This is a genomic window from Candidatus Limnocylindrus sp. (assembly GCF_040397235.1).
In the GTDB taxonomy this organism is placed as follows: domain Bacteria; phylum Chloroflexota; class Limnocylindria; order Limnocylindrales; family Limnocylindraceae; genus Limnocylindrus.
The window spans coordinates 12,071-36,348 of record NZ_JBBAWH010000001.1; the positions used below are offsets into that span (position 1 = coordinate 12,071).

Genomic DNA, 24,278 nt, shown 5'->3' on the forward strand with positions numbered 1-24,278 from the left:
CTATTAACAAGTGACGGTAGTAAGAAATCGGAGAGAGAATCGAGATGGCAAAGGCAAAGTTCGAGCGGTCCAAGCCGCACGTCAATATCGGCACGATCGGGCACATCGACCACGGCAAGACGAGCCTGACCGCCGCGATCTCGAAGTACCTCGCCCTGAAGGGGAGCGCGGAGTATCGCGCCTTCGACTCGATCGACAACGCCCCAGAAGAGCGCGAGCGCGGCATCACGATCGCGATCTCGCACGTCGAGTACGAGACCGAGGCGCGACACTATGCGCACGTCGACTGCCCAGGGCACGCCGACTACATCAAGAACATGATCACCGGCGCGGCCCAGATGGACGGCGGCATCCTCGTGGTCGCCGCCACCGACGGCCCGATGCCCCAGACGAAGGAGCACGTCCTGCTCGCCAAGCAGGTCGATGTGCCGTTCATCGTCGTCTTCCTCAACAAGTGCGACATGGTCGATGACCCGGAGCTCTTGGATCTCGTCGAGCTCGAGGTGCGCGAGCTCCTCAGCAAGTACGACTTCCCCGGCGACAAGATTCCGGTCGTGCGCGGCTCCGCACTGAAGGCCATCGAGGCCCCAGACGATGCCAGCAACCCAGCCTACGCGCCGATCCAGGCGCTGATGGATGCGGTCGACTCGTACATCCCAACGCCGGTCCGCGAGATCGATAAGCCGTTCCTGATGCCGGTCGAAGACGTCTTCGGCATCAAGGGTCGCGGCACCGTCGCCACGGGCCGCATCGAGCGCGGCATCGTCAAGGTCGGCGACGAGGTCGAGCTGGTCGGCATTACCGCCACCCGCAAGATCGTCGTCACCGGCGTCGAGATGTTCAAGAAGCTCTTGGACGAGGGTCGTGCCGGCGATAACACGGGGCTCCTGCTCCGCGGCATCGAGCGCGAGGAGATCCAGCGCGGCCAGGTCTTGGCCAAGTCGGGCTCCCTGACCCCGCACACCAAGTTCAACGCCGAGGTCTACGTCCTCACCAAGGACGAGGGCGGCCGTCACACGCCGTTCTACAACGGCTACCGTCCGCAGTTCTACCTGCGCACGACCGACGTCACCGGCTCGATCGGCCTCCCAGCGGGCGCCGAGATGATCATGCCGGGCGACAACGTCGAGATGACGGTTGAGCTCATCACCCCGATCGCCATCGAGGTTGGTCAGCGCTTCGCGATTCGCGAAGGCGGCCGCACCGTTGGCGCCGGCTCGATCACGAAGATCACCGAGTAGCAGATGGCGAAGGCAGAGAACCGACCGACGCTGCAACTCGCGTGCACGGAGTGCAAGGAGCGCACGTACACGACGCGTAAGAACAAGCGCAATGACCCGAATCGTCTCGAGTTGATGAAGTACTGCCCGCGATGTCGCGTGCAGCGCATGCATCGCGAGACGAAGTAGGTTAGGAGCAAGGAGTCATCAGTAGGGGCGTAGCTCAATTGGTAGAGTCCCGGTCTCCAAAACCGGTTGTTGTCGGTTCGAGTCCGGCCGCCCCTGCCAGCCTCTCGGCTACGGCCGCAGAGGGAGTGAAGTGAAGCGAAGGAGCAAACGAGCGTGAAGCGAATCCGAAAGTTCTTCTCGGAGGCGATCTCGGAACTGCGCAAGGTGGCATGGCCAACGAGCGCACAGGTCCGCGTGCTTACCGTGCTCGTCTTCATCGCCTCGCTGGTCGTGGGCTTCTACATCGCCTTCTGGGACCTGCTCTTTACCGAAGTCCTCAAGCTGATCAACCCCGCCTGAGTATCTGGACGACGAGGAGAAACCTGTGACTGATGCACTGAGCCCCGAGACCGGAAGCGCCGCCGCTGAGAAGCCGGCGCCAACGGCGAAGCGACACTGGTACGCCATCCACACCTACTCAGGATTTGAGAACAAGGTGAAGGCGAACCTCGAGCACCGCATTGAGTCGATGGATATGTCGGACCGCATCTTCCAGGTCGTTGTGCCGATGGAAGACGAGATCGTCATTCGCAGCGGCGTTCGTACGACCGTGCAGAAGAAGATCTATCCGGGCTACGTGCTCGTCGACATGATCATGGAGCCGGAGAGCTGGTACGTCGTGCGCAACACGCCGGGCGTCACAAGCTTTGTCGGCGGTTCCGCAATCCCAGGCATGAAGGCCGACCCAGTGCCGCTCACCGAGACTGAGGTGAAGCAGATCCTGCGACAGCTCGGCGTCGGTCAGGCGCCAACGGTCAAGGTTGCCTTCGTCAAGGGTCAGTCGGTCCGCGTGAACGACGGCCCATTCTCAGACTTCGTTGGCACGGTCGAGGATATCGACCCAGAGCGAAGCAAGGTCAAGGTGTTGGTCTCGATCTTCGGGCGCGAAACGCCTGTGGAACTCGACCTGCTCCAAGTATCGAAGCTGTAATCCGAGAGTAGAGAGGAGCGCACCATGGCACAGAAGATTCGCGCAACCGTCACGCTGCAGCTCCCCGCGGGCGGGGCAACTCCAGCGCCACCTGTCGGCACGGCCCTCGGGCCTCACGGCATCAACATCGTCGAGTTCACGAAGTCGTATAACGAGAAGACCGCCGACCGCAAGGGCGAGGTTATTCCTGCCGTTATTACGATCTTTGAGGATCGTTCGTTCACCTTCGTTCTTAAGACGCCACCGGCTGCGGACATGATCCGCAAGGCGGCGGGCATTGAGAAGGGTGCTGGCGATCACAAGGCCGGCAACGTTGGCAAGATCACGCGCGCACAGGTGCAAGAGATTGCAACCAAGAAGATGACGGACCTCAACGCCCCAACGATTGAGGCGGCCTGCAAGATGATTGAAGGATCAGCAAAGTCAATGGGAGTAGAGGTCGTCGCCTGACGATCGCCGCAACCCCGCGGTGAAGGGGGAGGCCGACGAACGGCCGACAAGGAGGAAACACGATGGCAAAGCACGGTAAGCGTTACATCGAAGCGGCAAAGCTGGTTGATCCAGAGAAGCAGTACGAGCCAACCGAGGCCGCTGCCCTGGTGAAGAAGACCGCGACCGCGAAGTTTGACCAGACGATCGAGGTACACATTCGCCTCGGCGTCGACCCACGACAGTCCGATGAGATGGTGCGTGGCACCATCGGCCTCCCGCACGGCACTGGTAAGCGCGTGCGCATCGCCGTCTTCGCCCAGGGCGAGAAGGCGAACGAGGCGACCAAGGCCGGCGCAGATGAGGTCGGCGCTGCCGATCTAATCGCCAAGGTTGACGGTGGCTGGATCGACTTCGACGTTGCTATTGCTACGCCAGACATGATGGGTCAGGTCGGTAAGCTCGGTAAGGTGCTCGGCCGCAAGGGCCTGATGCCGAACCCGAAGGCTGGCACGATTACCAACGACCTCGAGCGCACCATCGCTGAGTTGAAGTCGGGCCGCGTGGAGTTCAAGGTCGATAAGGCCGCGATCATCCACCTCGGCTTCGCCAAGGCGAGCTTCACCGAAGCGCAGATAGTCGGAAACCTGGCGACCCTGCTTGACGCGGTGAACCGCTCCAAGCCAACGGGGCTCAAGGGCACCTTCATCAAGGGCGTCAGCATCTCAGCCTCCATGGGGCCTGGTGTTGCCGTTGACGTGCCAGCACTACTGGCGGTCGCGGGGTAGACTCCCCATCCGCGTCGGGCCGGTTGGCCGACCGAAACAGAAGCGCCCGAGTGGAGACGCTCGGGAGACGAAATACGACGATTCGCCGAAGAGGGCCTGTGACCCCCGCCGTGAGGCAGGGGACTTAAGCCACTCAGAGGTCAACCGCAAGGTCGACCAACGAGTGGGCATGCTGAGGCAGAGGGTTTCTCGCGGAACGCGCGACCCCCTGTGACGCGAAGAGTTGCAGGGGTGCCAGCTGCATCCGCCGAGACGCACCGGCCTGTGCGTCCAGAGAAGGAGGAACCGTGCCAACGCAGAAGAAGCGCAGCACGATCGATTCGCTCGCGAATGAGCTGTCGAAGAGCCGCGGGCTCATCCTTACCTCGTACCGAGGACTTACGGTGTCGGATTTCGCCGCCATCCGTAACACGCTTCGGCCGTTGGGGATCACGTACCGGGTGGTGAAGAACCGCCTGATGCGTGTCGCCGCAAGCGAGGCGGGGAACGCCACCCTTCCGTCACAGCTCGTAGGGCCGACGGCAATTGCCTTCGGCACTGGGGATGAGGCGGTTCTGGCCAAGACGGTACTGGCGGCCCTGAAGGCCTACCCATCCGCTGAGGTCAGGGGGGCCATCCTGGGGACGTCGATTCTCGACCTCGCCCAGTTGACGGCGCTCTCGAAGCTCCCAAGCCGCGAAGTGCTCTTGGCCACGGTGGCTGGGGCATTCCAGGCACCGGTCCAGAAGCTCGCTATCCTCTTCAACGCTCCGCTGCAGAAGCTGGGCTACGCCCTCGGTGGGCTGAAGACGAAGCGCGAGTCCGAAGGGGCCTAACCGCCGGTAGTCCGGTCCATTTTGTAACAATACAGCCCGCTTGGGCTGAAGAAGGAGAGAACCATGTCGAAGCTCACTACCGATCAGCTGCTCGAGGCCGTCAGCGAGATGACCGTCCTAGAGCTTTCCGAGTTCGTGAAGGCGTTCGAGGAGAAGTTCGGCGTTAGCGCCGCCGCTCCAGTCGCCGTTGCCGCCGCTCCAGCCGCCGGTGGCGCCGCAGCAGGTGGAGACGCCGCAGCAGGCAGCGACTCCGTCTCGGCCGTCCTTACAGAGGTCGGCGCGAACAAGATCCAGGTCATCAAGGTGGTGCGTGAGCTCACCGGTCTCGGCCTCAAGGAGGCGAAGGACCTGGTGGACGCCGCTCCAAAGCCGGTCAAGGAGGGGATCTCCCAGGCCGACGCCGAGAAGATCGTCGCCGCGCTCGCCGAGGTTGGCGCCAAGGTCGAGATCAAGTAACAATCCGGCGAATACCCCCCGCCCCAGCTTGGGGCGGGGGGAGCGCCACCCGCTCCCGGGAGGGGCTCCAGGGTGCCCCGCTTGCCAGGTTTGGCTCTGGGGTCTAGTATTTCCTTTCGCCCTCGGGCGACCACTTAACAGCGTCAATATCGCCGAGCGTCCAGGATCGACGAAGGAGCTGCCGCATGCCGACTCGCACCGCCGCTAGCGCCAGCGCCACCGGAGGCCGCAAGTTCTATTCGCGCATCCCTGAGATCCTCGAAATTCCAAATCTTATCGATCTGCAGACCAACTCATTCGCCGCATTTGTCGGCCCTGAGTGGATCCCTGGCGCGTCACCGCTGCCAAAGGGGACAAAGACCTTCCTCGCCGAACTCCTTGAAGAGATCAGCCCAATCCGTGACTTCACCGGCAAGCGCTTGGAGCTGAACTTCCTCGATTACGAGTTCAAGGATGAGAAGGTCACCGAAGATGACGCCCGCGCAAAGGACCTCACGTACGCTCGCCCACTGATGGTGAATGCGGAGCTGAAGGTTCTTGAGACCGGTGAGATCCGTCGTCAGCAGATCTACATGGGCGACTTCCCATGGATGACCACACAGGGCACGTTCATCATCAACGGCGCAGAGCGCGTTGTTGTATCGCAGCTCGTGCGCTCGCCTGGCGTCTTCTACACCGACACCGTAGATCCTGTTTCGGGTCGCGGTCTCTGGTCGGCGAAGGTTATTCCGAACCGCGGCGCATGGCTCGAGTTTGAGACGAGCGGCAAGGATCAGCTCTACGTCAAGGTTGATCGCAAGCGCAAGATTGCTGCCACGTCGCTGCTTCGCGCCGTTGGCTACGAGACCAACGATGAGATCGCCGGGCTCTTCTCGCGACTAACAAGCAATCCTGAGCATCCGTATCTTGCAAACACGCTCGAGAAGGATGGCACCGCAACGCGCAGCGAGGCACTCGTTGAGGTGTACAAGCGACTGCGACCTGGCGATCCACCAACGGGCGACAACGCACGATCACTCGTCGAGAACCTCTTCTTCAATGGTCGGCGCTATGACTTGGGTCGCGTCGGTCGCTACAAGTTCACCCAGCGCCTCAGCGAGACAGCAGAGCGCATGGGCATCGAGCTTCCAGGCCCAGAGGTGCGCACGCTCACGCGCGAAGACCTCGCAGCAATTGTTGGCCACCTGATCCTGGCGAACGAGGGTGGCGCACATCGTGACGTTACCGACCACCTTGGTAACCGCCGCGTGCGCGCCAACGGCGAGTTGATCATGAACGCCTTCCGCGTCGGCCTCCTGCGCATGGAGCGCGTCATCAAGGAGCGCATGACCATTCAGGAAGACGACAAGGCAACGCCAAGCGCCCTCGTCAACGTGCGCCCAGTTGTGGCCGCAATGAAGGAGTTCTTCGGCGGCTCGCAGTTGAGCCAGTTCATGGATCAGACGAACCCACTCGCCGAACTCACCAGTAAGCGACGCCTCTCGGCCCTCGGGCCAGGCGGACTCTCGCGAGAGCGCGCCGGCTTCGACGTTCGCGACGTCCACCACAGCCACTACGGCCGCATCTGCCCAATTGAGACTCCAGAAGGCCCGAACATCGGCCTGATCGGATCGCTCGCAACCTTCGGCCGGGTCAACGAGCTCGGCTTCATTGAGTCGCCGTATCGCCGCGTCAAGGAGGGTCGCGTCACGACCGACGTCATCTATCTCGCCGCCGACGAAGAGGAGCGCTACGCGATCGCCCAGGCAAACGCCGAACTCGATAGCAACTCCCACCTCGTTGGCGAGCGCATCTACTGCCGTAAGGGCGATGGCTTCGAGCTTGTTGAGCCGACCCGCGTCGACTTCATGGACGTATCGCCAAAGCAGGTGGTTTCAGTAGCCACCGCGCTCATTCCGTTCCTTGAGCATGACGACGCAAACCGCGCCCTAATGGGTTCGAACATGATGCGTCAGGCGGTTCCGCTCCTACAGCCACATGCTCCAGTTGTTGGCACCGGTGTTGAGGGTCGCGCCGCGCGCGACTCCGGCCAGGTGGTCATCGCGCGCCGCCCAGGCGTTGTCACATCCGTTGCCGCCGACCTGATCGTGGTTGAGCCAGACGACGCTGCAAACAAGAAGGACATTGATCACTACCCACTCCTGAAGTTCGTGCGATCGAACCAAGGGACCTGCTTGAACCACCGCCCAGCCGTTGAGGTTGGCGACCGAGTGACTCCCGGCCAGGTGATCGCCGACTCCATGTCGACCGAAGGGGGCGAACTCGCCCTCGGCCAGAACATCGTCGTTGCGTACATGTCGTGGGAGGGGGCGAACTACGAGGACGCCATCATCATCAGCGAGCGACTCGTGCGCGAGGACGTATTCACCTCAATCCACATTGAGAAGCACGAGATCGAGGCGCGCGACACCAAGCTCGGGCCAGAAGAGATCACGCGCGACATCGCCAATGTTCCTGAGGAGCTCCTCGCGAGCCTCGACGAGCGCGGCATCATCAGTGTGGGCGCCGATGTGCGCCCTGGCGACATCCTGGTCGGCAAGATCACGCCGAAGGGTGAGACCGAAGTCACCGCTGAAGAGCGACTCCTCCGCGCGATCTTCGGCGAGAAGGCGCGCGAGGTGAAGGACTCCTCGCTGCGACTCCCTCACGGCGAGCGCGGCACCGTTGTGGAAGTGCGCGAGTTTAATCGTCAAGAGGTTGACCTGGCCCCAGGCGTGAACCAGTTGGTGCGCGTCTCTATTGCGCAGAAGCGCAAGATCTCGGTCGGCGACAAGATGGCCGGTCGACACGGCAACAAGGGCGTCGTTTCGCGCATCCTGCCGGTCGAAGACATGCCCTATCTGCCGGACGGCACCCCCGTCGACATCATCCTCAACCCGCTCGGCGTGCCGAGCCGCATGAACATCGGCCAGCTCCTCGAGACGCATCTTGGCTGGGCGCTCGCGAAGCAGAACCTGAAGGGGGCGACCCCAGTCTTCGACGGCGCCACCGAGGATAACATCATCGCCGAGCTTCAGGCTGCAGGCCTGCCAACTGACGGCAAGATCACGTTGCGTGACGGTAAGAGTGGCAAGGAGTTCGATCGCCCGATTACGGTGGGCGTGACCTACATGCTCAAGCTGCACCACCTTGTTGAGGACAAGATCCACGCGCGCTCAACCGGCCCATACAGCTTGATTACACAGCAGCCACTCGGCGGCAAGGCCCAGTTTGGCGGCCAGCGTTTCGGCGAGATGGAGGTCTGGGCTCTCTATGCCTATGGCGCCGCAAACATTCTGCAGGAAATTCTCACGGTGAAGTCCGACGACGTTGTCGGCCGCGTGCAGGCATACGAGGCGATCGTCAAGGGCGAGCGCATTCAGGCGCCAGGTGTGCCTGAGTCGTTCAAGGTTCTCGTGAAGGAGTTCCAGAGCCTTGGCATCAATGTCGACATCTTGAATAAAGACGATGGGACCATTGATTTGCTCGAGGATCCGGCTGGCTATGCCACGCCGAACCTCGGGATCAACCTCTCTGGCTTCGAAGACAATTGAGCGCGGCGTAGGGGCGAGGAGAGACCATGATTGAAGTAAACAATTTTGATTCGATCCGCGTAGCGCTGGCGAGCCCTGAGCAGATTCGCGGCTGGTCGAAGGGCGAGGTCACGAAGCCCGAGACGATCAACTACCGCACGCTGAAGCCAGAGAAGGACGGCCTCTTCGACGAGCGCATCTTCGGGCCAACGCGCGACTGGGAGTGCTACTGCGGTAAGTACAAGCGCATTCGCTATAAGGGCATCATCTGCGATAAGTGCGGCGTTGAAGTCACACGCAGCAAGGTGCGCCGCGAGCGCATGGGCCACATTCAATTGGCGAGCCCGGTCTCGCACATCTGGTACTTCAAGGGGACCCCGAGCCGCTTGGCCACCCTCCTGGAGATCTCGCCACGCAACCTCGAGAAGGTTCTCTACTTCGCGCAGTACATCGTCACCAGCGTTGACGAGGATGCCCGCAAGGAGGCCCTGAAGGGTCTCGACGACGAACTCGCCGGACGTGGCGGTGGCGCAACGGCCGAAGAGGAGAGCGAGATCAATGCACGACTGAAGCGCCAGCTCACCGAGCTCGAGCGTGAAGTTCGTGCCCGACTTGAGCAGGTTGAATCTGACCGCGCCGAGCGCGCCCAGGCGATGGGCGAGGCCGCACAGGTCACCGAGCGCGCCATCAACGACCTCGGCGAAGAGAAGGCCGACGGCGCCATCGTCTTTGATACCACCGCAGAGATCATCGTCGCCGATGGCGCACTTGGCGGCAAAGAGGGAAAGGCGCGACTACGCGCCGTGCTCACCCAGGCCTCTATCGACGACGAGCAGAACTTCACCGCACTCAAGGAGTCGATCGCCAAGGAGGGGGAGCAGAAGAAGGCCGACCTGAAGGCGCTCGCCGAGGGCGAAGTCGGCGCACTGCGCGCCAACGCTAAGACATCGGCACAGAGCCGCAAGGAAGAGATCGCCAAGGAGAAGAAGTCGCTGCTCAGCTTGAAGGCATTTCAGTTGCTCCCAGAAATTGGCCGCGAGGACGAGCTCGACAGCTTCCGTACCCTTGACGCCAAGTTCGGCAGCGAGCGCCCACGCGGCGCGCGCATCTTCCGCGCCGGCATGGGTGCCGAGGCGGTGCGAGAGCTCATTGAGCGCATGGACCTTGATACCGAAGCGAAGGAGCTCGCCGTTGAGGTGCGCAACACCGCTGGCATGCGCCGCAAGAAGGCGATCAAGCGTCTCCGCCTCCTCGAGGCTTTCCGCCGCTCCGGGGCACGACCAGAGTGGATGATCATGTCGGTGCTTCCGGTGATCCCACCAGACCTGCGCCCAATGGTGCAGCTCGACGGTGGCCGTTTCGCCACCTCCGACCTGAACGACCTCTATCGTCGCGTCATCAACCGCAATAACCGTCTCAAGCGCCTGATTGAGCTCGGCGCCCCTGAGATCATCGTGCGCAACGAGAAGCGCATGCTCCAGGAGGCGGTCGACGCCCTCATCGACAACGGCCGACGTGGGCGCGCCATCTCCGGCACCGGCAATCACCGACTCAAGTCGCTCAGCGACATGCTCAAGGGGAAGCAGGGGCGATTCCGCCAGAACCTTCTCGGCAAGCGCGTCGATTATTCGGGCCGCTCCGTCATCGTGGTTGGCCCAGAGCTGAAACTGCACCAGTGCGGCATCCCAAAGAAGATGGCGCTCGAACTCTTCAAGCCATTCGTCATGCGCCAGCTTGTTGAGTTGGGCCATGCGCACAACATCAAGAGCGCCAAGCGCCTCACCGAGCGTGCCACCGACGTGGTGTGGGAGGTGCTCGCCAACGTGATCAAGGATCACCCGGTGCTGCTCAACCGTGCCCCAACCCTGCACCGACTCGGCATCCAGGCATTCATGCCGGTGCTCGTCGAGGGTTCCGCAATCCGCATCCACCCGCTCGTCTGCACGGCGTTCAACGCCGACTTCGACGGCGACCAGATGGCGGTCCACGTGCCGCTCTCCGAGGCGGCGCAGCAGGAGGCACGCGAGCTGATGCTCTCGTCAAACAACCTTCTGTCGCCAGCCGACGGCACACCAATCGTTTCGCCGACCCAGGACATCGTGCTCGGCTGCTTCTACCTCACACAGGAGACGGCCTTAGCCGACGGCGCCACGCGACGCCGCTTCTCCGACGAGACCGAAGCGCTCCTCGCCTATGACCTCGGTCAGATCGCCATCCACGCACCGATCGACGTGGTTGCCAAGGTGTGGGACGAGAAGAGCGAGGGGCTCGTTGAGCAGCGCATCGAGACCACCATTGGTCGCGTGAAGTTCAACGAAATCCTTCCAGACCGACTTCGTTTCGTGAACCGCTCGCTGGCGCGCACCGATCTTCGCGAGTTGATCAGCCGCTCGTTCCAGTTGCTCGGCAAGGTCGAGACCGCACTCCTCGCCGACGGCATCAAGCGCGTCGGCTTTGAGGCGGCAACCCGCGGCGGTATGACGATCTCCGTCTTCGACATTGCCATGGCACAGGGGAAGAAGGCGATCATCGCCGAGGCCGACAAGGATGTCGCCAAGGTTGGTGACCAGTACACCCAGGGCCTCATCACAGACGAGGAGCGTTACAAGAACGTGATCCGCGTCTGGCAGAAGGCCACCGGCGACATCGGCACCGCCATGATGGAGGAGCTGAACACGAAGAAGGGCGGCCGCGATCCGCAGTTCCATCCACTCCTCATGATGACGAACTCCGGTGCCCGTGGAAACAAGGGCAACATCGGCCAGCTCGGCGCAATGCGCGGCCTCATGGCCGATCCATCGGGTCGCATCATCGACGTTCCCGTGAAGTCAAACTTCCGCGAGGGGATGACGGTGCTCGAGTACTTCATCTCCACACACGGTGCGCGTAAGGGTCTTGCCGACACGGCGCTCCGAACCGCAGACTCCGGCTACCTCACGCGCCGTCTCGTTGACGTGGCGCAGGATGTCATCGTGCGCATCGAGGATTGTGGAACTGCAGAGGCGACGCACATCACACTCGCCGATACGGCCGACGTAACGGGCACCGAGTGGCCAATCGTCGCTGACCACCCCGACATGAAGGAGCTGCGTGGCACATTCGCGCGTCGACTCCTCGGCCGCATTGCAGCGGAAGAGATCAAGTTGGATGCAAGTCACTCCATCATGCGCGGCGAAGAGATCAACGAGGCATATTCGGCGAGCATCGCCGCTGCCACAAAGGTTGATGTTGTAGCCGTACGCTCGCCACTCTCCTGTGTCGCCCCTGCTGGCGTCTGCCAGGCCTGCTACGGCCGGAATCTTGCCACGGGCAAGCTCATTGAGATGGGCGAGTCGGTCGGCATCATGGCGGCGCAGTCGATCGGCGAGCCGGGCACACAGCTCACGATGCGTACCTTCCATACCGGCGGCGTCGCCGGGCTCGACATCACCGCCGGTCTGCCACGCGTCGAAGAGCTCTTTGAGGCACGCAAGCCGAAGGGTAAGGCCGAGATCAGCCGCATCGATGGCGTCGTCGAAGTGATCCGCAGCGATGCGGGCACGATCGTTGAAGTCACCCACAGCGAGAAGTACGAGATTGAACTTGACCTGCCGATCGATGGGGCACTGACCGTACGCGAGGGCGACCTCGTCGAGGCTGGCCAGCTCATCGGCACCTCAGCAACGACGGGCGACCTCACCGCTCCGGTGAAGGGCCTGCTCGTCAAGTCGAAGGACGGCCTCGTGATTCGCGCCGAAGACGTTGTCCCGGCATCGAAGTACCCAATCCCGCACAACGCCAAGCTCTTGGTGAAGAGCGGCGACCGCGTCCGCGCGGGCGACCCGCTCACCGATGGCCCGCTCGACCCTCAGGAGCTCCTCGAGGTTCGCGGCCGAGCCGAGGTGCAGAACTACCTCGTCAAGGAGGTCCAGAAGGTCTACCGAAGCCAGGGTGTAACAATCTCCGACAAGCACATCGAGATCATCGTCCGCCAGCTCCTGCGCAAGGTGCGGGTCGACAACCCAGGCGACACGCACATGCTCCCAACGGAGCTCGCCGACCGTCTCGCCTTCGAGCGCGAGAACGCCCGAGTCCTCGCCGAGGGCGGCGAGCCGGCAACCGCGGCCCCGCAGCTCCTGGGTGTAACAAAGGCCTCCCTGAACACGGAGAGCTTCCTCGCGGCGGCCTCCTTCCAGGAGACGACCCGCGTGCTCACCGAGGCGGCGATCACCGGTGCCCGCGATTACCTCGTGGGGCTCAAGGAGAACGTCATCATCGGCAAGCTCATCCCAGCCGGTACTGGTGCCCCAGACAAGGTTGCCGCCCGCAAGGAGGCCGAGAAGCTTCGTGCTGCGGCCGCCCTGGCCGGTGGCGACCTGCCAACCGACTTCGGCAAGGACGACTTCAACGTCTTCCTCGAGTCCGAAGAGGGTGGAGCGAGCCAGGACGACGTCTCCCAGCTGGTGGCCCTCCTCACCGAGGAGAAGCCGGCAGCCGAGGGCGAGACCGAGGCAAACCCCTTCTTGGCGGACGCCGCCGAGGCCCCAAAGGGCGACGAGGGGGGAGCCTAACGGCGGATCTCAGCCGTCCCGCAAGGGGGGTGCTTTGACACCTTTCGTGCTTGACTGCTACGCTCCGCGACCGTGCACAACGGGCAATTCCGCCCTGACATCACGCCAGTAGTGGAATCGAATAGAGAAGGAGCGCGCGTAAAACGTGCCTACGATTAGTCAGCTCGTTCGAAAGGGTCGCAAGCCGAAGGTCTCGAAGATCAAGGCTTCAGCGTTCCGCAAGAACTGGAACGGCATTAAGCAGCGTCAGGAGTCCGCAGAGGGCGCCCCGATGAAGCGTGGTGTCTGCTTGATCGTGCGCACCATGACCCCGAAGAAGCCGAACTCCGCTCTTCGTAAGATCGCCCGCGTGAAGCTCACCAACCAGATGGAAGTCACCGCCTACATCCCAGGCATTGGCCACAACCTCCAGGAGCACAGCGTTGTGCTCGTTCGTGGCGGCCGCGTGAAGGACCTTCCTTCGGTCAAGTACCACATCGTTCGCGGCGCACTCGATGCCGCCGGCGTGAAGGATCGCAAGCAGAGCCGTTCTAAGTATGGCGCGAAGGCTGAACAAGCCGTCGCCAAGAAGAAGTAAGCGATGCCACGTCGTACAACGGTCCCACGCAAGCTTAAGTACGAAGTTGTTCCGCTGAACAAAACCGTTGACCGCTTTGTGGTCAAGGTGATGTTGGGCGGCAAGCGCGGACTCGCAGAGCGCATCCTTCGCGAAGCGCTTGCACGTGTTGAGTCACAGGCAAACCGCCCAGGCCTTGAGGTGCTCGACCTCGCCCTGCGCAATGCAACACCACTGATCGAAGTGAAGCCGCGCCGCGTTGGTGGCGCCACCTATCAGGTCCCCGTCGAGATTCGCGGCGAGCGCCGCTTGAGCCTCGGCGTTCGCTGGTTGGTGCAGGCTGCACGCAAGCGCAACGGGAAGAGCATGTCTGACAAGCTCGCCGCTGAGTTCCTCGATGCATCGAACAACCTCGGCGCCGCAGTGAAGCGACGCGAAGAGACCCACAAGATGGCGGAGGCGAACAAGGCCTTCAGCCACTTCCGGTTCTAGGGGCGAGAGATGGCACGAGCAGCGTCGCTCCTTCAAACGCGAAACATCGGCATCATCGCGCACATTGACGCCGGTAAGACCACGGTCACCGAGCGCATCCTCTTCTACACCAAGAAGATCCATAAGATCGGCGAGGTCCACGAGGGCGCCGCAACGATGGACTGGATGGAGCAGGAGCAGGAGCGCGGTATCACCATTACCGCCGCCGCTACGACCTGCGCCTGGAAGGATCACGTCATCAACATCATCGATACGCCCGGGCACGTGGACTTCACCGTTGAGGTGGAGCGCTCGCTCCGCGTCCTCGACGGCGCGGTCGTCATCTTCGACGGCGTTGCCGGCGTAGAGCCACAGTCCGAAACCGTCTGGCGCCAGGCTGACCGCCACGCCGTTCCACGCTTCTGCTTCATCAACAAGCTTGACCGAACCGGCGCCGACTTCTGGCGTTGTTTCGACATGATCAAGGATCGCCTTGGCGCAAACGCCGTCCCACTTCAGCTCCCAATCGGCCTCGAAGATAAGTTCGAAGGCGTCATTGACCTGATCGCCATGGAAGAGATCGTCTACCTCGACGACAAGGGCGAGCAGAGCGAGCGCCGACCGATCCGCGCCGAGCTCAAGGCTGAGGCCGACAAGTGGCACGCCTTCCTGCTCGACCAGGCGGCCGGCCAGACCGACGCGCTCACCGAGACCTACCTTGAGACGGGTACCCTGAACGCAGAGCAGGTCCGCGAAGGGATCCGCGTCGGCACCCTCGGCTACAAGATTGTTCCGGTCTTGACCGGCTCAGCCCTGAAGAACAAGGGCGTCCAGCCGATGCTCGACGCCGTTGTGGAGTACCTCCCAAGCCCGCTCGACGTACCTGGGATCCAGGGGACGGACCCGCGCAACTTTGAGAACAAGATGTCACGACCAGTTGAGGACGAGGCACCGTTCGCAGCACTCGCTTTCAAGATCGCCGCTGACCCATTCGTCGGGAAGCTCGGCTTCTTCCGTGTCTACTCTGGCGTTCTTAAGGCCGGTTCGTACGTGCTCAACCCATCAAAGGGGAAGAAGGAGCGCATCGGCCGCCTGATCCGCATGCATGCCAACCACCGCGAAGAGATCGACGAGGTTCGAACCGGCGACATCGCCGCAGCCGTCGGCCTCAAGGACACCTTCACGGGCGATACCCTCTGCGATCCAGAGCACCCAATCGTGCTCGAGTCGATGACCTTCCCAGATCCAGTGATCGAGCTGAGCGTTGAGCCGAAGACGAAGGCCGACCAGGAGAAGATGGGCGTCGCCCTGCAGCGTCTCGCTGAGGAGGATCCAACCTTCCGCGTGCACACTGACCAGGAGTCGGGCCAGACCCGCATCGCCGGCATGGGCGAGCTCCACCTCGACATCATCGTCGACCGCATGGTGCGCGAGTTCAACGTCGCCGCCAACATCGGCCGACCATCGGTCTCGTACCGCGAAACGATCCGCAAGCGCGCCAACGGCGAAGGCCGATTCGTGCGCCAGTCCGGCGGTAAGGGCCAGTACGGCCACGCCGTCATCGTGGCTGAGCCGGGCGAGAAGGGGAGCGGCTACGTCTTCATCGACAAGATCGTCGGCGGCTCCGTGCCCCGCGAATTCATCAAGCCAATCAACGAAGGCATCCGCGAGGCCCTGCAGACCGGCATCTACGCCGGCTTCCCAGGCGTTGACGTGACCGTCACCCTGGTCGACGGCTCGTACCACGACGTTGACTCCTCAGAAATGGCCTTCAAGATCGCTGGCTCCATGGCCCTCAAGGACGCCTTCCCGAAGGCCGATCCAGCCGTGCTTGAGCCGGTGATGGATGTTGAAGTCACAATGCCAGAGCAGTTTCTCGGCGACGTGATGGGCGACCTCAACAGCCGACGCGGACAGGTACTGGGCATGGAGAATCGCGGCACGACGCAGGTCGTCAAGGCGAACGTCCCGCTCGCGACCATGTTCGGGTACGCTACGGACCTCCGATCGATGACCCAGGGCCGAGCGGCCTTCTCGATGGAGCTCTCCCACTACGCCGAAGTTCCGTCGCATATCGCGCAGGAACTGGTGGCGAAGTCCAAAACTGCGGCGCAGGCGTAGTCGGCGCGCGGTTGTTAGCAGAAGCGTAAGAAAGAAAGAAGGAGGAGTTCGAGATGGCAAAGGCAAAGTTCGAGCGGTCCAAGCCGCACGTCAATATCGGCACGATCGGGCACATCGACCACGGCAAGACGAGCCTGACCGCCGCGATCTCGAAGTACCTCGCCCTGAAGGGGAGCGCGGAGTATCGCGCCTTCGACTCGATCGACAACGCCCCAGAAGAGCGCGAGCGCGGCATCACGATCGCGATCTCGCACGTCGAGTACGAGACCGAGGCGCGACACTATGCGCACGTCGACTGCCCAGGGCACGCCGACTACATCAAGAACATGATCACCGGCGCGGCCCAGATGGACGGCGGCATCCTCGTGGTCGCCGCCACCGACGGCCCGATGCCCCAGACGAAGGAGCACGTCCTGCTCGCCAAGCAGGTCGATGTGCCGTTCATCGTCGTCTTCCTCAACAAGTGCGACATGGTCGATGACCCGGAGCTCTTGGATCTCGTCGAGCTCGAGGTGCGCGAGCTCCTCAGCAAGTACGACTTCCCCGGCGACAAGATTCCGGTCGTGCGCGGCTCCGCACTGAAGGCCATCGAGGCCCCAGACGATGCCAGCAACCCAGCCTACGCGCCGATCCAGGCGCTGATGGATGCGGTCGACTCGTACATCCCAACGCCGGTCCGCGAGATCGATAAGCCGTTCCTGATGCCGGTCGAAGACGTCTTCGGCATCAAGGGTCGCGGCACCGTCGCCACGGGCCGCATCGAGCGCGGCATCGTCAAGGTCGGCGACGAGGTCGAGCTGGTCGGCATTACCGCCACCCGCAAGATCGTCGTCACCGGCGTCGAGATGTTCAAGAAGCTCTTGGACGAGGGTCGTGCCGGCGATAACACGGGGCTCCTGCTCCGCGGCATCGAGCGCGAGGAGATCCAGCGCGGCCAGGTCTTGGCCAAGTCGGGCTCCCTGACCCCGCACACCAAGTTCAACGCCGAGGTCTACGTCCTCACCAAGGACGAGGGCGGCCGTCACACGCCGTTCTACAACGGCTACCGTCCGCAGTTCTACCTGCGCACGACCGACGTCACCGGCTCGATCGGCCTCCCAGCGGGCGCCGAGATGATCATGCCGGGCGACAACGTCGAGATGACGGTTGAGCTCATCACCCCGATCGCCATCGAGGTTGGTCAGCGCTTCGCGATTCGCGAAGGCGGCCGCACCGTTGGCGCCGGCTCGATCACGAAGATCACCGAGTAGCAGATGGCGAAGCAGCGGATCCGCATTCGGCTCAAGGCGTATGACCACCGCCTCATCGATCAGTCTGCCCAGACGATCGTTGAGACGGCTCAGCGCACTGGTGCCGATGTGATCGGTCCGGTGCCGCTGCCAACGCGCATTGAGAAGTTCACCGTGCTGCGCTCGCCGTTCATCGATAAGGACAGCCGAGAGCAGTTCGAGATTCGAACACACAAGCGCCTGGTAGACATCATTGATCCGACCCCAAAGACGGTCGACGCGCTGATGCGACTCACACTCGCAGCCGGCGTCGACATTGAAATTAAGATGTAGGTGAGTGGAATGACGATTGGACTGCTCGGCCGTAAGGTCGGGATGACTCAGATCTTCGCCCCGGACGGCACCTCTGTGCCCGTTACCGTGGTGTCGATCGAGCCAAACACCGTCACGAAACTCCGCACGCCAGACCAGGACGGCTACACCGCTGTGCAGCTCGGCATTGAGGCTGGGAAGCGCCGACTGAACAAGCCCGACCAGGGCCAGTTCAAGGGCGAGTTGCCAGCCTGCTCCGTTGTCCGCGAGTTCCGCGTTGAGTCGACCGAGGGGATGACCCTGGGCCAGACGCTTGACGTCAGCCTCTTCGCCGATGGTGACCTGGTCGATGTGACCGGCATCTCAAAGGGGAAGGGCTTCGCCGGAACGATCAAGCGCCACAGCTTCGCAAGCGGACCTGAGACCCACGGCGCCGACCATCACCGCGAGCCAGGCTCGATCGGTGCCGGTACGACCCCAGGTCGTGTCTACCGCGGCACCCGCATGGCTGGCCACATGGGTGTGGATCGCACCACCATTCAGAAGGTCACCATCATTCGCTCCGACGGCGCGCAGAACCTGCTGCTCCTCAAGGGCTCGGTTCCTGGCGCGAAGAACGCACTCGTCATGGTGAGCAAGGCGGAGCAGATCTAATGACTACTGTTGACGTCTTCTCGAAAGCTGGAGCCAAGGTGGGAACCGTTGAGTTGCCTGCCGCCTTCTCTTCGCCAGTGAACGAGGCGCTCATCCACCAGGCTGTTGTCTCGCAGCTTGCGGGCCGACGCACGGGCACGCACGCTACGAAGAAGCGCGGTGCCGTTGCTGGTGGTGGCCGCAAGCCATGGAAGCAGAAGGGGACCGGTCGCGCACGACAGGGTTCCACGCGCTCCCCACAGTGGAAGGGCGGCGGTGTTGTCTTCGGGCCACAGGTCCGTTCACACGAGATTCCATTCCCGAAGCGCATGCGCCGCGCAGCCCTCTTGGGTGCACTCGCCGCCAAGGTTGAAACACTCAAGATCATTGACGTGCTCGGCATCGAGACGCCAAAGACGCAAGTGATCGCCGGTATGTGCTCCGCCCTCAAGGCCGGCAAGCATGTGCTCGTGGTTTCGCCAACTGTCGGCACCGCGCTGGTGAAGTCTGCCGCGAACATCCCGTACCTCTCGGTACTGCGCGCCGACTCGCTCAATGTTGTTGACCTCGTCAACGCCGACACGATCATCGTTGAGCAGGCAGCCCTTGCCGAGATCCAGGAGGTGTACGGATGAACCGCACCCCACACGAGACGATCCTTCGCCCCGTGATCTCCGAGAAGTCGATCCTGCAGTCGCAGACCGGCACGTACACCTTCGCCGTGCACGCCGACGCCTCCAAGATTGAGATCGCCGCCGCCATCGCCTCGCTCTTCACCGTCAAGGTGAAGGAGGTCAACGTGCTCACCACCAAGGCGAAGGAGACGCGTGGCACACTCGCCCGCAGCCGTTTCCCAGGTAAGACGACCCCATGGCGCAAGGCCATGGTCACCCTCGCCCCTGGCGAGAAGATTCAGTTCTTCGAAGGAGTCTAACCATGGCACTTCGTCGATTGAAGCCAACCAGCGCCGGCGTCCGCGGCATGACCATGCCAACGTTCGACGAGATCACGACCGATGAGCCGCACAAGCCGCTCACCGAGAAGCTCGTGCGTGGTTCAGGGCGTAACTTCCAGGGGAAGATCACCGTTCGTCACCGCGGTGGTGAGCAGAAGCGCCTCTATCGCAAGATCGACTTCCGCCGCAACAAGTTTGGCGTGCCAGCTCGCGTGGCGACCGTTGAGTACGATCCAAACCGCTCGGCGCGCATCGGCCTCCTGAACTACGCCGATGGCGAGAAGCGCTACATGCTCCTGCCAAACGGCCTCTCAGTTGGCGACAACGTGGTCTCGGGTCCCGACGCTGAAGCGAAGGTCGGAAACGCCCTGCCGCTCGGTCGAATGCCGCTCGGTACAACCGTCCACAACATCGAGTTGGTTCCTGGGAAGGGCGGCCAGATGGTTCGCTCCGCCGGAACCGCCGCACAGCTCGTCGCCAAAGAGGGCACATGTGCCACCATTCGTATGCCCTCCGGCGAGATGCGTCTCGTCCCACTTCTCTGCATGGCAACCGTGGGCCAGGTGTCGAACCTTGACCACGAGAACATGGCGATCGGTAAGGCCGGGCGCGCGCGACACATGGGCAAGCGCCCAGAGGTCCGTGGCTCTGCAATGAACCCGGTCGATCACCCTCACGGCGGTGGCGAAGGCAAGGCCCCAACGGGTATGCCTCCGAAGACGCCTTGGGGCAAGCCTGCGATGGGTCTTCGTACCCGCCGCAACAAGTTGACGCAGCGGCTGATCGTCCGCTCGCGACACGCACGCTGATCGAGGAGGAGGCTTAATGTCACGTTCGTCTAAGAAGGCTCCGTTCATCGAGAAGCGGCTCCTTGCGCGCGTTCAGGCAATGAACGCGATCAATGAGAAGCGCGTCGTGAAGACCTGGTCGCGCGCATCGGTCATCTATCCAGACTTCATCGGCCACACCGTGGCGGTCTACAACGGCCGCAAGCATGTGCCGGTCTTCATCACCGAGAACATGGTCGGGCACCGCCTCGGCGAGTTCTCGCCAACGCGCACCTTCAAGGGCCACCAGCGCGTGGACCGCACGACGGCGGTGGCCTCGTGAGCATTCGCGTGAAGGCAACGGCGAAGTACGTGCGTGGTTCGACCCGCCGTGCTCAGCTCGTGGTGCGAGCGATCATGGGGAAGTCTGTGGCTGATGCCACGGCGATCCTGCGCTTCCTGCCGCACTCCTCGGCCCGCGATGTCGCTTCGGTGCTCAAGAGCGCAACGGCAAATGCAGAGGCCAACCACAGCATTCCGGCCGACCGCCTCTTCGTGGTCGACGCTAGTGCCGACGAAGGTCCAACCTTGAAGCGCTTCCGACCTCGCGCACAGGGTCGAGCCTTCGCCATTCATAAGCCAATGACCCACATCACCGTCGTCGTAAGCGCAAAGGAGGCCTGACCATGGGACAGAAGGTTCACCCAGTAGGCTTCCGACTCGGCATCACGAAGACGTGGTCTGCCCAGTGGTACGCCGACAAGGATTACACGAAGCTCCTCCAGGAAGACCTGCGCATTCGCAAGTTGATCGACGTGAAGTTGGCTGCGGCCAGCATCTCGAAGGTTGAAATCGAGCGCGGCTTGAACTACGTCACCGTGACCGTCCACTCGGCCAAGCCGGGTGTGGTGATCGGCAAGGGTGGTCAGAACGTCGAAGTGCTCCGCGCTGCGATCGGTGAGATCAGCGCCGGCAAGGTGAAGCTGGAGATCAAGGAGATCCGACAGCCAGACCTCGACGCCTATCTCGTTGCCGCATCCATCGGCGCACAGTTGGTCCGACGCATCGCCTTCCGCAAAGCGCTCAAGCAGGGGATCCAGCGTTCGATGAAGGCTGGCGCTAAGGGCGTGAAGATCATGGTCTCCGGTCGACTTGGCGGCGCTGAGATGAGCCGCACCGAGTGGGACCGCGACGGCCGACTACCGCTCCACACGCTTCGCGCCGATATTGACTTCTCTGTCTTCCATGCCACGACCACCTTCGGTCAGATTGGCGTGAAGGTCTGGATCTACCGCGGCGACGCTCCGGCCGATGTGCTGAAGCCGAAGCCGCTCTCTGAAAACGTAGGATCGGGGGCATAACGATGTTGATGCCGAAGCGAGTCAAGTGGCGCAAGGTTCAGCGAGGCCGCATGTCCGGCCCTGCTAAGTCTGGTCGCACCGTGGCCTTCGGCGACTTCGGCATTGCCACGACCGAGCCAGCCTGGGTCACCGCCCGCCAGATCGAAGCTGCCCGTCGCGCAATGACGCGCCAGATCAACCGCGGTGGCAAGGTCTGGATCCGCATCTTCCCCGACAAGCCAATCACCAAGAAGCCTGCCGAAACCCGCATGGGTTCCGGTAAGGGCGCCCCAGACCAGTGGGTTGCCGTGGTGAAGCCAGGGCGCATCCTGTTCGAAATGGCCGGCGTTACGCGCGCAGAGGCCGTTGAGGCCTTCCGCCTCGCCGGCATGAAGCTCCCTGTGAGCACGGTGATCGTGGAGCGCTCGGCCGACCTCGGCGAGGTTGTCTTCGGCAAGAAGTTCCTGCAGAAGGTGGCCCTCGGACTACCAACGACGGAAGAGGCACCCGCCGCTGGAGCTGCTGCACCGAAGGAGCCTGAGCTCGTGAAGCCGGTGAAGCCTGCCAAGGAGGTCGAGGCATGATTGAGATCGCCCAGGTCCGCAACATGACTGATGCTGAGTTGGTCCAGGCTATCGCTGACGCGAAGCGCGACCTTTGGCAGGCTCGATTCGAGCTGTCGACCCGCCAGCTGAAAGACACGAGTGTCGTAAACAAGACGCGCAAAACCATCGCGCGCCTGCTGATGGTCCTGGCCGAGCGCCAGGCCGCACAGAAGGCATAGGGGGAGTTATGAGCGAGCAGCATCTAGGAAAGCGCAAGACACAGACCGGCCGTGTTGTCAGCGATAAGGGTGACAAGACGATCGTGATCTCTGTAGAGCGCCTCGCGCAGCACCCTGTCTACAAGCGCGTCATTCGCCGCACCGCTCGATTCATGGCGCATGACGAACTCAACGACGCCAAGATCGGCGACCTCGTGACCGTTGAAGAGTCCCGACCACTCAGCGCCCGCAAGCGCTGGACGCTCGTCAAGGTTGTCAAGCGCGGCGAGTCACAGGAGGGGGCACTGTGATTCAGACCGGTACCCGCCTCCGCGTCGCCGACAACTCTGGCGCCAAGGTCATTGAGTGCTTCCGCATCCTCGGGCGCGGCCGGGCAACCACCGCCTACGTTGGCGACGTGATCGTCGCTGCAGTGAAGCAGGCGACACCAAACGCTGGCGTCAAGAAGGGCGATGTCGTGAAGGCAGTCGTCGTGCGCACCGTTAAGGAGATCTCGCGGCCTGATGGCAGCGTGATCCGCTTCGACGAGAACGCCGCCGTGCTGATCGCCGCTGACGGCAACCCACGAGGCACCCGCATCTTTGGGCCAGTCGCGCGCGAGCTGCGCGATCGGGACTACATGAAGATCATCTCACTCGCGCCGGAGGTGCTCTAATGCGTTCGGTTTACGAGACGACCACAGAGATTCGCGTCGGCGACACCGTTTCGGTGCTCAGCGGCAAGGATGCAGGGAAGCGTGGCAGCGTTGAGCGCCTCGTGGCTCCAGGCAAGGTTGTTGTGACCGGCCTCAACATCGCCAAGAAGCATCAGAAGCCACGCCAGAAGATGGCGAACGGCTCACAGGCGCCAACGGTTGAGCCTGGTGGCATCATTGAGATTGCCATGCCGCTCGCCCTCGCCAAGGTCGCTGTGGTCTGCCCGAAGTGCGACCGACCGATCCGCCTCAAGGCGGGACGAACCGCGGATGGCAAGAAGCAGCGCCTCTGTGGCCGCTGCGGCACCGTCATCGGTGGCAAGAAGGAGGCTGCTAAGTGAGCCAGCTGAAGCAGCGCTATACGACTGAAGTGATTCCGGCCCTGAAGAGCGAGTTCGGCTACACGAACGCGATGCAGGTGCCACGCCTCCAGAAGATCGTGGTCAACATTGGCCTCGGCGAGGCACTGACGAACGCCAAGGCCATCGATGCGGCCGTGGGCGATCTCGCCCTGATCACCGGCCAGCGCGCGATCGTCACCAAGGCGAAGAAGTCCATCGCGACCTTCAAGGTCCGCGAGGGGAACCCAATCGGCGCGAAGGTCACCCTGCGTGGCGAGCGCATGTGGGACTTCCTTGAGCGACTCACCCGCGTCGCCCTGCCACGCATCCGAGATTTCCGCGGCGTGTCGGGCAAATCATTCGATGGCCGTGGCAACTACACCCTGGGCATGAAGGAGCAGCTCTCCTTCCCTGAGGTGGAGTTCGACAAGATCGACCGACTTCGAGGTCTCGAAGTCACAATCGTAACGACGGCGAAGAGCGATGAGGAGTCTAAGAAGCTCCTCTCTCTGCTCGGCATGCCGTTCGGGAACTGAGGGGGCTGAGATGGCGAAGAAGTCGTTGGTACTAAAGTCGGCAGCGCCGGCAAAGTTTTCTACGCGGAAGTACAGCCGTTGCGCCCTCTGTGGGCGCCCACGTGCATTCATCCGTCGATTCGGCCTCTGCCGAATCTGTTTCCGAGAGCGCGCCCTGGTCGGAATGATCCCGGGCGTCACGAAGTCGAGTTTCTGAGAATATGAACGTCACTGATCCAATTGCAGACATGCTCACTCGCATCCGGAACGCGTCGCGCGCCCGGCATGCTGAGGTGCTCGTCCCGGCCTCCAAGCTGAAGCTCCAGATGGCGCGCATCCTTGTGGATGAGGGGTTCGTCGCCTCCTTCATGGAGACCAAGAAGGGCCCTGAGAACTACCTCCAAGTCACCCTGAAGTACGTCGATGGCAAGGTGCCAGTCGTCTCCGGGCTCAAGCGCATCAGCAAGCCTGGGCTAAGGGTTTATGCTGGTAAGACAGAGATTCCGCGCGTGCTCGGCGGCCTCGGTGTTGTCATCCTGAGCACATCAAAGGGGATCATGACCGGAGCGCAGGCCCACAAGGCCCAGCTCGGCGGCGAGATCCTCGCCTACGTCTGGTAGAGGAGGGGACT

General features: G+C 62.5%; 29 protein-coding genes, 1 tRNA gene and 1 pseudogene. All 31 read left to right on the forward strand.

Annotated features, from left to right (window positions below):
• Nucleotides 1–44: 44 nt before the first annotated feature.
• Nucleotides 45–1,241: an elongation factor Tu gene (gene tuf / locus AC3LB0_RS00065; RefSeq protein WP_488649153.1), complete on the forward strand. Its 1,197-nt coding sequence runs from the start codon at nt 45–47 to the stop codon at nt 1,239–1,241.
• Between the two features lie 3 nt (nt 1,242–1,244).
• A complete protein-coding gene (gene rpmG, locus AC3LB0_RS00070) occupies nt 1,245–1,409 on the forward strand; it encodes a 50S ribosomal protein L33 (RefSeq protein ID WP_445844801.1) in 165 nt (54 codons plus the stop codon).
• 23 nt (nt 1,410–1,432) lie between these two features.
• Nucleotides 1,433–1,508 (forward strand) — tRNA-Trp (locus AC3LB0_RS00075).
• A 54-nt stretch (nt 1,509–1,562) separates the two neighbouring features.
• The gene (secE, locus tag AC3LB0_RS00080) at nt 1,563–1,748 is read left to right on the forward strand and encodes a preprotein translocase subunit SecE (protein WP_488649154.1); all 186 of its coding nucleotides are present in this window, start codon (nt 1,563–1,565) and stop codon (nt 1,746–1,748) included.
• A gap of 37 nt (nt 1,749–1,785) precedes the next feature.
• On the forward strand, nt 1,786–2,379 hold the full coding sequence (gene nusG / locus AC3LB0_RS00085; protein ID WP_445844802.1) for a transcription termination/antitermination protein NusG: 594 nt from the start codon (nt 1,786–1,788) through the stop codon (nt 2,377–2,379).
• Between the two features lie 24 nt (nt 2,380–2,403).
• A complete protein-coding gene (rplK, locus tag AC3LB0_RS00090; RefSeq protein WP_488649155.1) occupies nt 2,404–2,829 on the forward strand; it encodes a 50S ribosomal protein L11 in 426 nt (141 codons plus the stop codon).
• A 62-nt stretch (nt 2,830–2,891) separates the two neighbouring features.
• Nucleotides 2,892–3,596: a 50S ribosomal protein L1 gene (gene rplA, locus AC3LB0_RS00095; protein WP_488649156.1), complete on the forward strand. Its 705-nt coding sequence runs from the start codon at nt 2,892–2,894 to the stop codon at nt 3,594–3,596.
• 287 nt (nt 3,597–3,883) lie between these two features.
• Nucleotides 3,884–4,411 (forward strand): 50S ribosomal protein L10, encoded by a 528-nt coding sequence (rplJ, locus tag AC3LB0_RS00100; protein ID WP_488649157.1) that lies wholly within the window; start codon nt 3,884–3,886, stop codon nt 4,409–4,411.
• Nucleotides 4,412–4,474: 63 nt separating this feature from the next.
• Nucleotides 4,475–4,867, forward strand: coding sequence for a 50S ribosomal protein L7/L12 (gene rplL, locus AC3LB0_RS00105; protein WP_488649158.1), 393 nt, complete (start codon nt 4,475–4,477; stop codon nt 4,865–4,867).
• Nucleotides 4,868–5,052: 185 nt separating this feature from the next.
• On the forward strand, nt 5,053–8,400 hold the full coding sequence (gene rpoB / locus AC3LB0_RS00110) for a DNA-directed RNA polymerase subunit beta (RefSeq protein WP_488649159.1): 3,348 nt from the start codon (nt 5,053–5,055) through the stop codon (nt 8,398–8,400).
• Nucleotides 8,401–8,426: 26 nt separating this feature from the next.
• On the forward strand, nt 8,427–12,929 hold the full coding sequence (gene rpoC / locus AC3LB0_RS00115) for a DNA-directed RNA polymerase subunit beta' (protein WP_488649160.1): 4,503 nt from the start codon (nt 8,427–8,429) through the stop codon (nt 12,927–12,929).
• 145 nt (nt 12,930–13,074) lie between these two features.
• Complete coding sequence (gene rpsL / locus AC3LB0_RS00120; RefSeq protein WP_488649027.1) at nt 13,075–13,506, forward strand: 30S ribosomal protein S12; 432 nt, start codon at nt 13,075–13,077, stop codon at nt 13,504–13,506.
• A gap of 3 nt (nt 13,507–13,509) precedes the next feature.
• Nucleotides 13,510–13,977 carry a 30S ribosomal protein S7 gene (gene rpsG / locus AC3LB0_RS00125; protein ID WP_488649161.1) on the forward strand — a complete coding sequence of 156 codons (468 nt, stop codon included), beginning with the start codon at nt 13,510–13,512 and terminating at the stop codon, nt 13,975–13,977.
• 9 nt (nt 13,978–13,986) lie between these two features.
• Nucleotides 13,987–16,077 (forward strand): elongation factor G, encoded by a 2,091-nt coding sequence (fusA, locus tag AC3LB0_RS00130; RefSeq protein WP_488649162.1) that lies wholly within the window; start codon nt 13,987–13,989, stop codon nt 16,075–16,077.
• Between the two features lie 53 nt (nt 16,078–16,130).
• Nucleotides 16,131–17,327 carry an elongation factor Tu gene (tuf, locus tag AC3LB0_RS00135; RefSeq protein ID WP_488649153.1) on the forward strand — a complete coding sequence of 399 codons (1,197 nt, stop codon included), beginning with the start codon at nt 16,131–16,133 and terminating at the stop codon, nt 17,325–17,327.
• Nucleotides 17,328–17,330: 3 nt separating this feature from the next.
• The gene (rpsJ, locus tag AC3LB0_RS00140; RefSeq protein ID WP_445823293.1) at nt 17,331–17,639 is read left to right on the forward strand and encodes a 30S ribosomal protein S10; all 309 of its coding nucleotides are present in this window, start codon (nt 17,331–17,333) and stop codon (nt 17,637–17,639) included.
• Nucleotides 17,640–17,648: 9 nt separating this feature from the next.
• Nucleotides 17,649–18,272, forward strand: a complete 624-nt coding sequence (gene rplC / locus AC3LB0_RS00145; RefSeq protein WP_488649163.1) for a 50S ribosomal protein L3 — start codon at nt 17,649–17,651, stop codon at nt 18,270–18,272.
• On the forward strand, nt 18,272–18,886 hold the full coding sequence (gene rplD, locus AC3LB0_RS00150) for a 50S ribosomal protein L4 (RefSeq protein ID WP_488649164.1): 615 nt from the start codon (nt 18,272–18,274) through the stop codon (nt 18,884–18,886). The genes rplC and rplD overlap by 1 nt, the downstream gene beginning before the upstream one ends.
• A complete protein-coding gene (rplW, locus tag AC3LB0_RS00155) occupies nt 18,883–19,185 on the forward strand; it encodes a 50S ribosomal protein L23 (protein WP_445844453.1) in 303 nt (100 codons plus the stop codon). The genes rplD and rplW overlap by 4 nt, the downstream gene beginning before the upstream one ends.
• A 2-nt stretch (nt 19,186–19,187) precedes the next feature.
• The gene (gene rplB, locus AC3LB0_RS00160) at nt 19,188–20,015 is read left to right on the forward strand and encodes a 50S ribosomal protein L2 (RefSeq protein WP_488649165.1); all 828 of its coding nucleotides are present in this window, start codon (nt 19,188–19,190) and stop codon (nt 20,013–20,015) included.
• A 16-nt stretch (nt 20,016–20,031) separates the two neighbouring features.
• Complete coding sequence (gene rpsS / locus AC3LB0_RS00165; RefSeq protein WP_488649054.1) at nt 20,032–20,316, forward strand: 30S ribosomal protein S19; 285 nt, start codon at nt 20,032–20,034, stop codon at nt 20,314–20,316.
• Nucleotides 20,313–20,657: a 50S ribosomal protein L22 gene (gene rplV, locus AC3LB0_RS00170; RefSeq protein WP_488649055.1), complete on the forward strand. Its 345-nt coding sequence runs from the start codon at nt 20,313–20,315 to the stop codon at nt 20,655–20,657. Before rpsS ends, rplV begins: the two co-directional genes overlap by 4 nt.
• A gap of 2 nt (nt 20,658–20,659) precedes the next feature.
• Complete coding sequence (rpsC, locus tag AC3LB0_RS00175; protein ID WP_488649166.1) at nt 20,660–21,334, forward strand: 30S ribosomal protein S3; 675 nt, start codon at nt 20,660–20,662, stop codon at nt 21,332–21,334.
• A gap of 2 nt (nt 21,335–21,336) precedes the next feature.
• Nucleotides 21,337–21,747, forward strand: a pseudogene (gene rplP / locus AC3LB0_RS00180) (50S ribosomal protein L16); the annotation flags it as partial.
• Nucleotides 21,748–21,893: 146 nt separating this feature from the next.
• Nucleotides 21,894–22,097 carry a 50S ribosomal protein L29 gene (gene rpmC, locus AC3LB0_RS00185; protein ID WP_488649056.1) on the forward strand — a complete coding sequence of 68 codons (204 nt, stop codon included), beginning with the start codon at nt 21,894–21,896 and terminating at the stop codon, nt 22,095–22,097.
• Nucleotides 22,098–22,105: 8 nt separating this feature from the next.
• Complete coding sequence (gene rpsQ, locus AC3LB0_RS00190) at nt 22,106–22,387, forward strand: 30S ribosomal protein S17 (protein WP_488649167.1); 282 nt, start codon at nt 22,106–22,108, stop codon at nt 22,385–22,387.
• The gene (gene rplN / locus AC3LB0_RS00195) at nt 22,384–22,752 is read left to right on the forward strand and encodes a 50S ribosomal protein L14 (RefSeq protein WP_445844446.1); all 369 of its coding nucleotides are present in this window, start codon (nt 22,384–22,386) and stop codon (nt 22,750–22,752) included. Before rpsQ ends, rplN begins: the two co-directional genes overlap by 4 nt.
• The gene (rplX, locus tag AC3LB0_RS00200; RefSeq protein WP_488649058.1) at nt 22,752–23,132 is read left to right on the forward strand and encodes a 50S ribosomal protein L24; all 381 of its coding nucleotides are present in this window, start codon (nt 22,752–22,754) and stop codon (nt 23,130–23,132) included. Before rplN ends, rplX begins: the two co-directional genes overlap by 1 nt.
• Complete coding sequence (rplE, locus tag AC3LB0_RS00205) at nt 23,129–23,668, forward strand: 50S ribosomal protein L5 (protein WP_488649168.1); 540 nt, start codon at nt 23,129–23,131, stop codon at nt 23,666–23,668. Before rplX ends, rplE begins: the two co-directional genes overlap by 4 nt.
• Nucleotides 23,669–23,678: 10 nt before the next feature.
• On the forward strand, nt 23,679–23,864 hold the full coding sequence (locus AC3LB0_RS00210) for a type Z 30S ribosomal protein S14 (RefSeq protein WP_488649060.1): 186 nt from the start codon (nt 23,679–23,681) through the stop codon (nt 23,862–23,864).
• 4 nt (nt 23,865–23,868) lie between these two features.
• The gene (gene rpsH, locus AC3LB0_RS00215; RefSeq protein ID WP_488649169.1) at nt 23,869–24,267 is read left to right on the forward strand and encodes a 30S ribosomal protein S8; all 399 of its coding nucleotides are present in this window, start codon (nt 23,869–23,871) and stop codon (nt 24,265–24,267) included.
• Nucleotides 24,268–24,278: the final 11 nt, after the last annotated feature.

Coding starts and splice junctions, on each gene's coding strand:
- tuf (WP_488649153.1), top strand. CDS start 45: ATGGCAAAGGCAAAGTTCGAGCGGTCCAAGCCGCACGTCAATATCGGC.
- rpmG (WP_445844801.1), top strand. CDS start 1,245: ATGGCGAAGGCAGAGAACCGACCGACGCTGCAACTCGCGTGCACGGAG.
- rplK (WP_488649155.1), top strand. CDS start 2,404: ATGGCACAGAAGATTCGCGCAACCGTCACGCTGCAGCTCCCCGCGGGC.
- rplA (WP_488649156.1), top strand. CDS start 2,892: ATGGCAAAGCACGGTAAGCGTTACATCGAAGCGGCAAAGCTGGTTGAT.
- rplL (WP_488649158.1), top strand. CDS start 4,475: ATGTCGAAGCTCACTACCGATCAGCTGCTCGAGGCCGTCAGCGAGATG.
- rpoB (WP_488649159.1), top strand. CDS start 5,053: ATGCCGACTCGCACCGCCGCTAGCGCCAGCGCCACCGGAGGCCGCAAG.
- rpoC (WP_488649160.1), top strand. CDS start 8,427: ATGATTGAAGTAAACAATTTTGATTCGATCCGCGTAGCGCTGGCGAGC.
- rpsG (WP_488649161.1), top strand. CDS start 13,510: ATGCCACGTCGTACAACGGTCCCACGCAAGCTTAAGTACGAAGTTGTT.
- fusA (WP_488649162.1), top strand. CDS start 13,987: ATGGCACGAGCAGCGTCGCTCCTTCAAACGCGAAACATCGGCATCATC.
- tuf (WP_488649153.1), top strand. CDS start 16,131: ATGGCAAAGGCAAAGTTCGAGCGGTCCAAGCCGCACGTCAATATCGGC.
- rpsJ (WP_445823293.1), top strand. CDS start 17,331: ATGGCGAAGCAGCGGATCCGCATTCGGCTCAAGGCGTATGACCACCGC.
- rplC (WP_488649163.1), top strand. CDS start 17,649: ATGACGATTGGACTGCTCGGCCGTAAGGTCGGGATGACTCAGATCTTC.
- rplD (WP_488649164.1), top strand. CDS start 18,272: ATGACTACTGTTGACGTCTTCTCGAAAGCTGGAGCCAAGGTGGGAACC.
- rplW (WP_445844453.1), top strand. CDS start 18,883: ATGAACCGCACCCCACACGAGACGATCCTTCGCCCCGTGATCTCCGAG.
- rplB (WP_488649165.1), top strand. CDS start 19,188: ATGGCACTTCGTCGATTGAAGCCAACCAGCGCCGGCGTCCGCGGCATG.
- rpsS (WP_488649054.1), top strand. CDS start 20,032: ATGTCACGTTCGTCTAAGAAGGCTCCGTTCATCGAGAAGCGGCTCCTT.
- rpsC (WP_488649166.1), top strand. CDS start 20,660: ATGGGACAGAAGGTTCACCCAGTAGGCTTCCGACTCGGCATCACGAAG.
- rpmC (WP_488649056.1), top strand. CDS start 21,894: ATGATTGAGATCGCCCAGGTCCGCAACATGACTGATGCTGAGTTGGTC.
- rpsQ (WP_488649167.1), top strand. CDS start 22,106: ATGAGCGAGCAGCATCTAGGAAAGCGCAAGACACAGACCGGCCGTGTT.
- rplX (WP_488649058.1), top strand. CDS start 22,752: ATGCGTTCGGTTTACGAGACGACCACAGAGATTCGCGTCGGCGACACC.
- AC3LB0_RS00210 (WP_488649060.1), top strand. CDS start 23,679: ATGGCGAAGAAGTCGTTGGTACTAAAGTCGGCAGCGCCGGCAAAGTTT.
- rpsH (WP_488649169.1), top strand. CDS start 23,869: ATGAACGTCACTGATCCAATTGCAGACATGCTCACTCGCATCCGGAAC.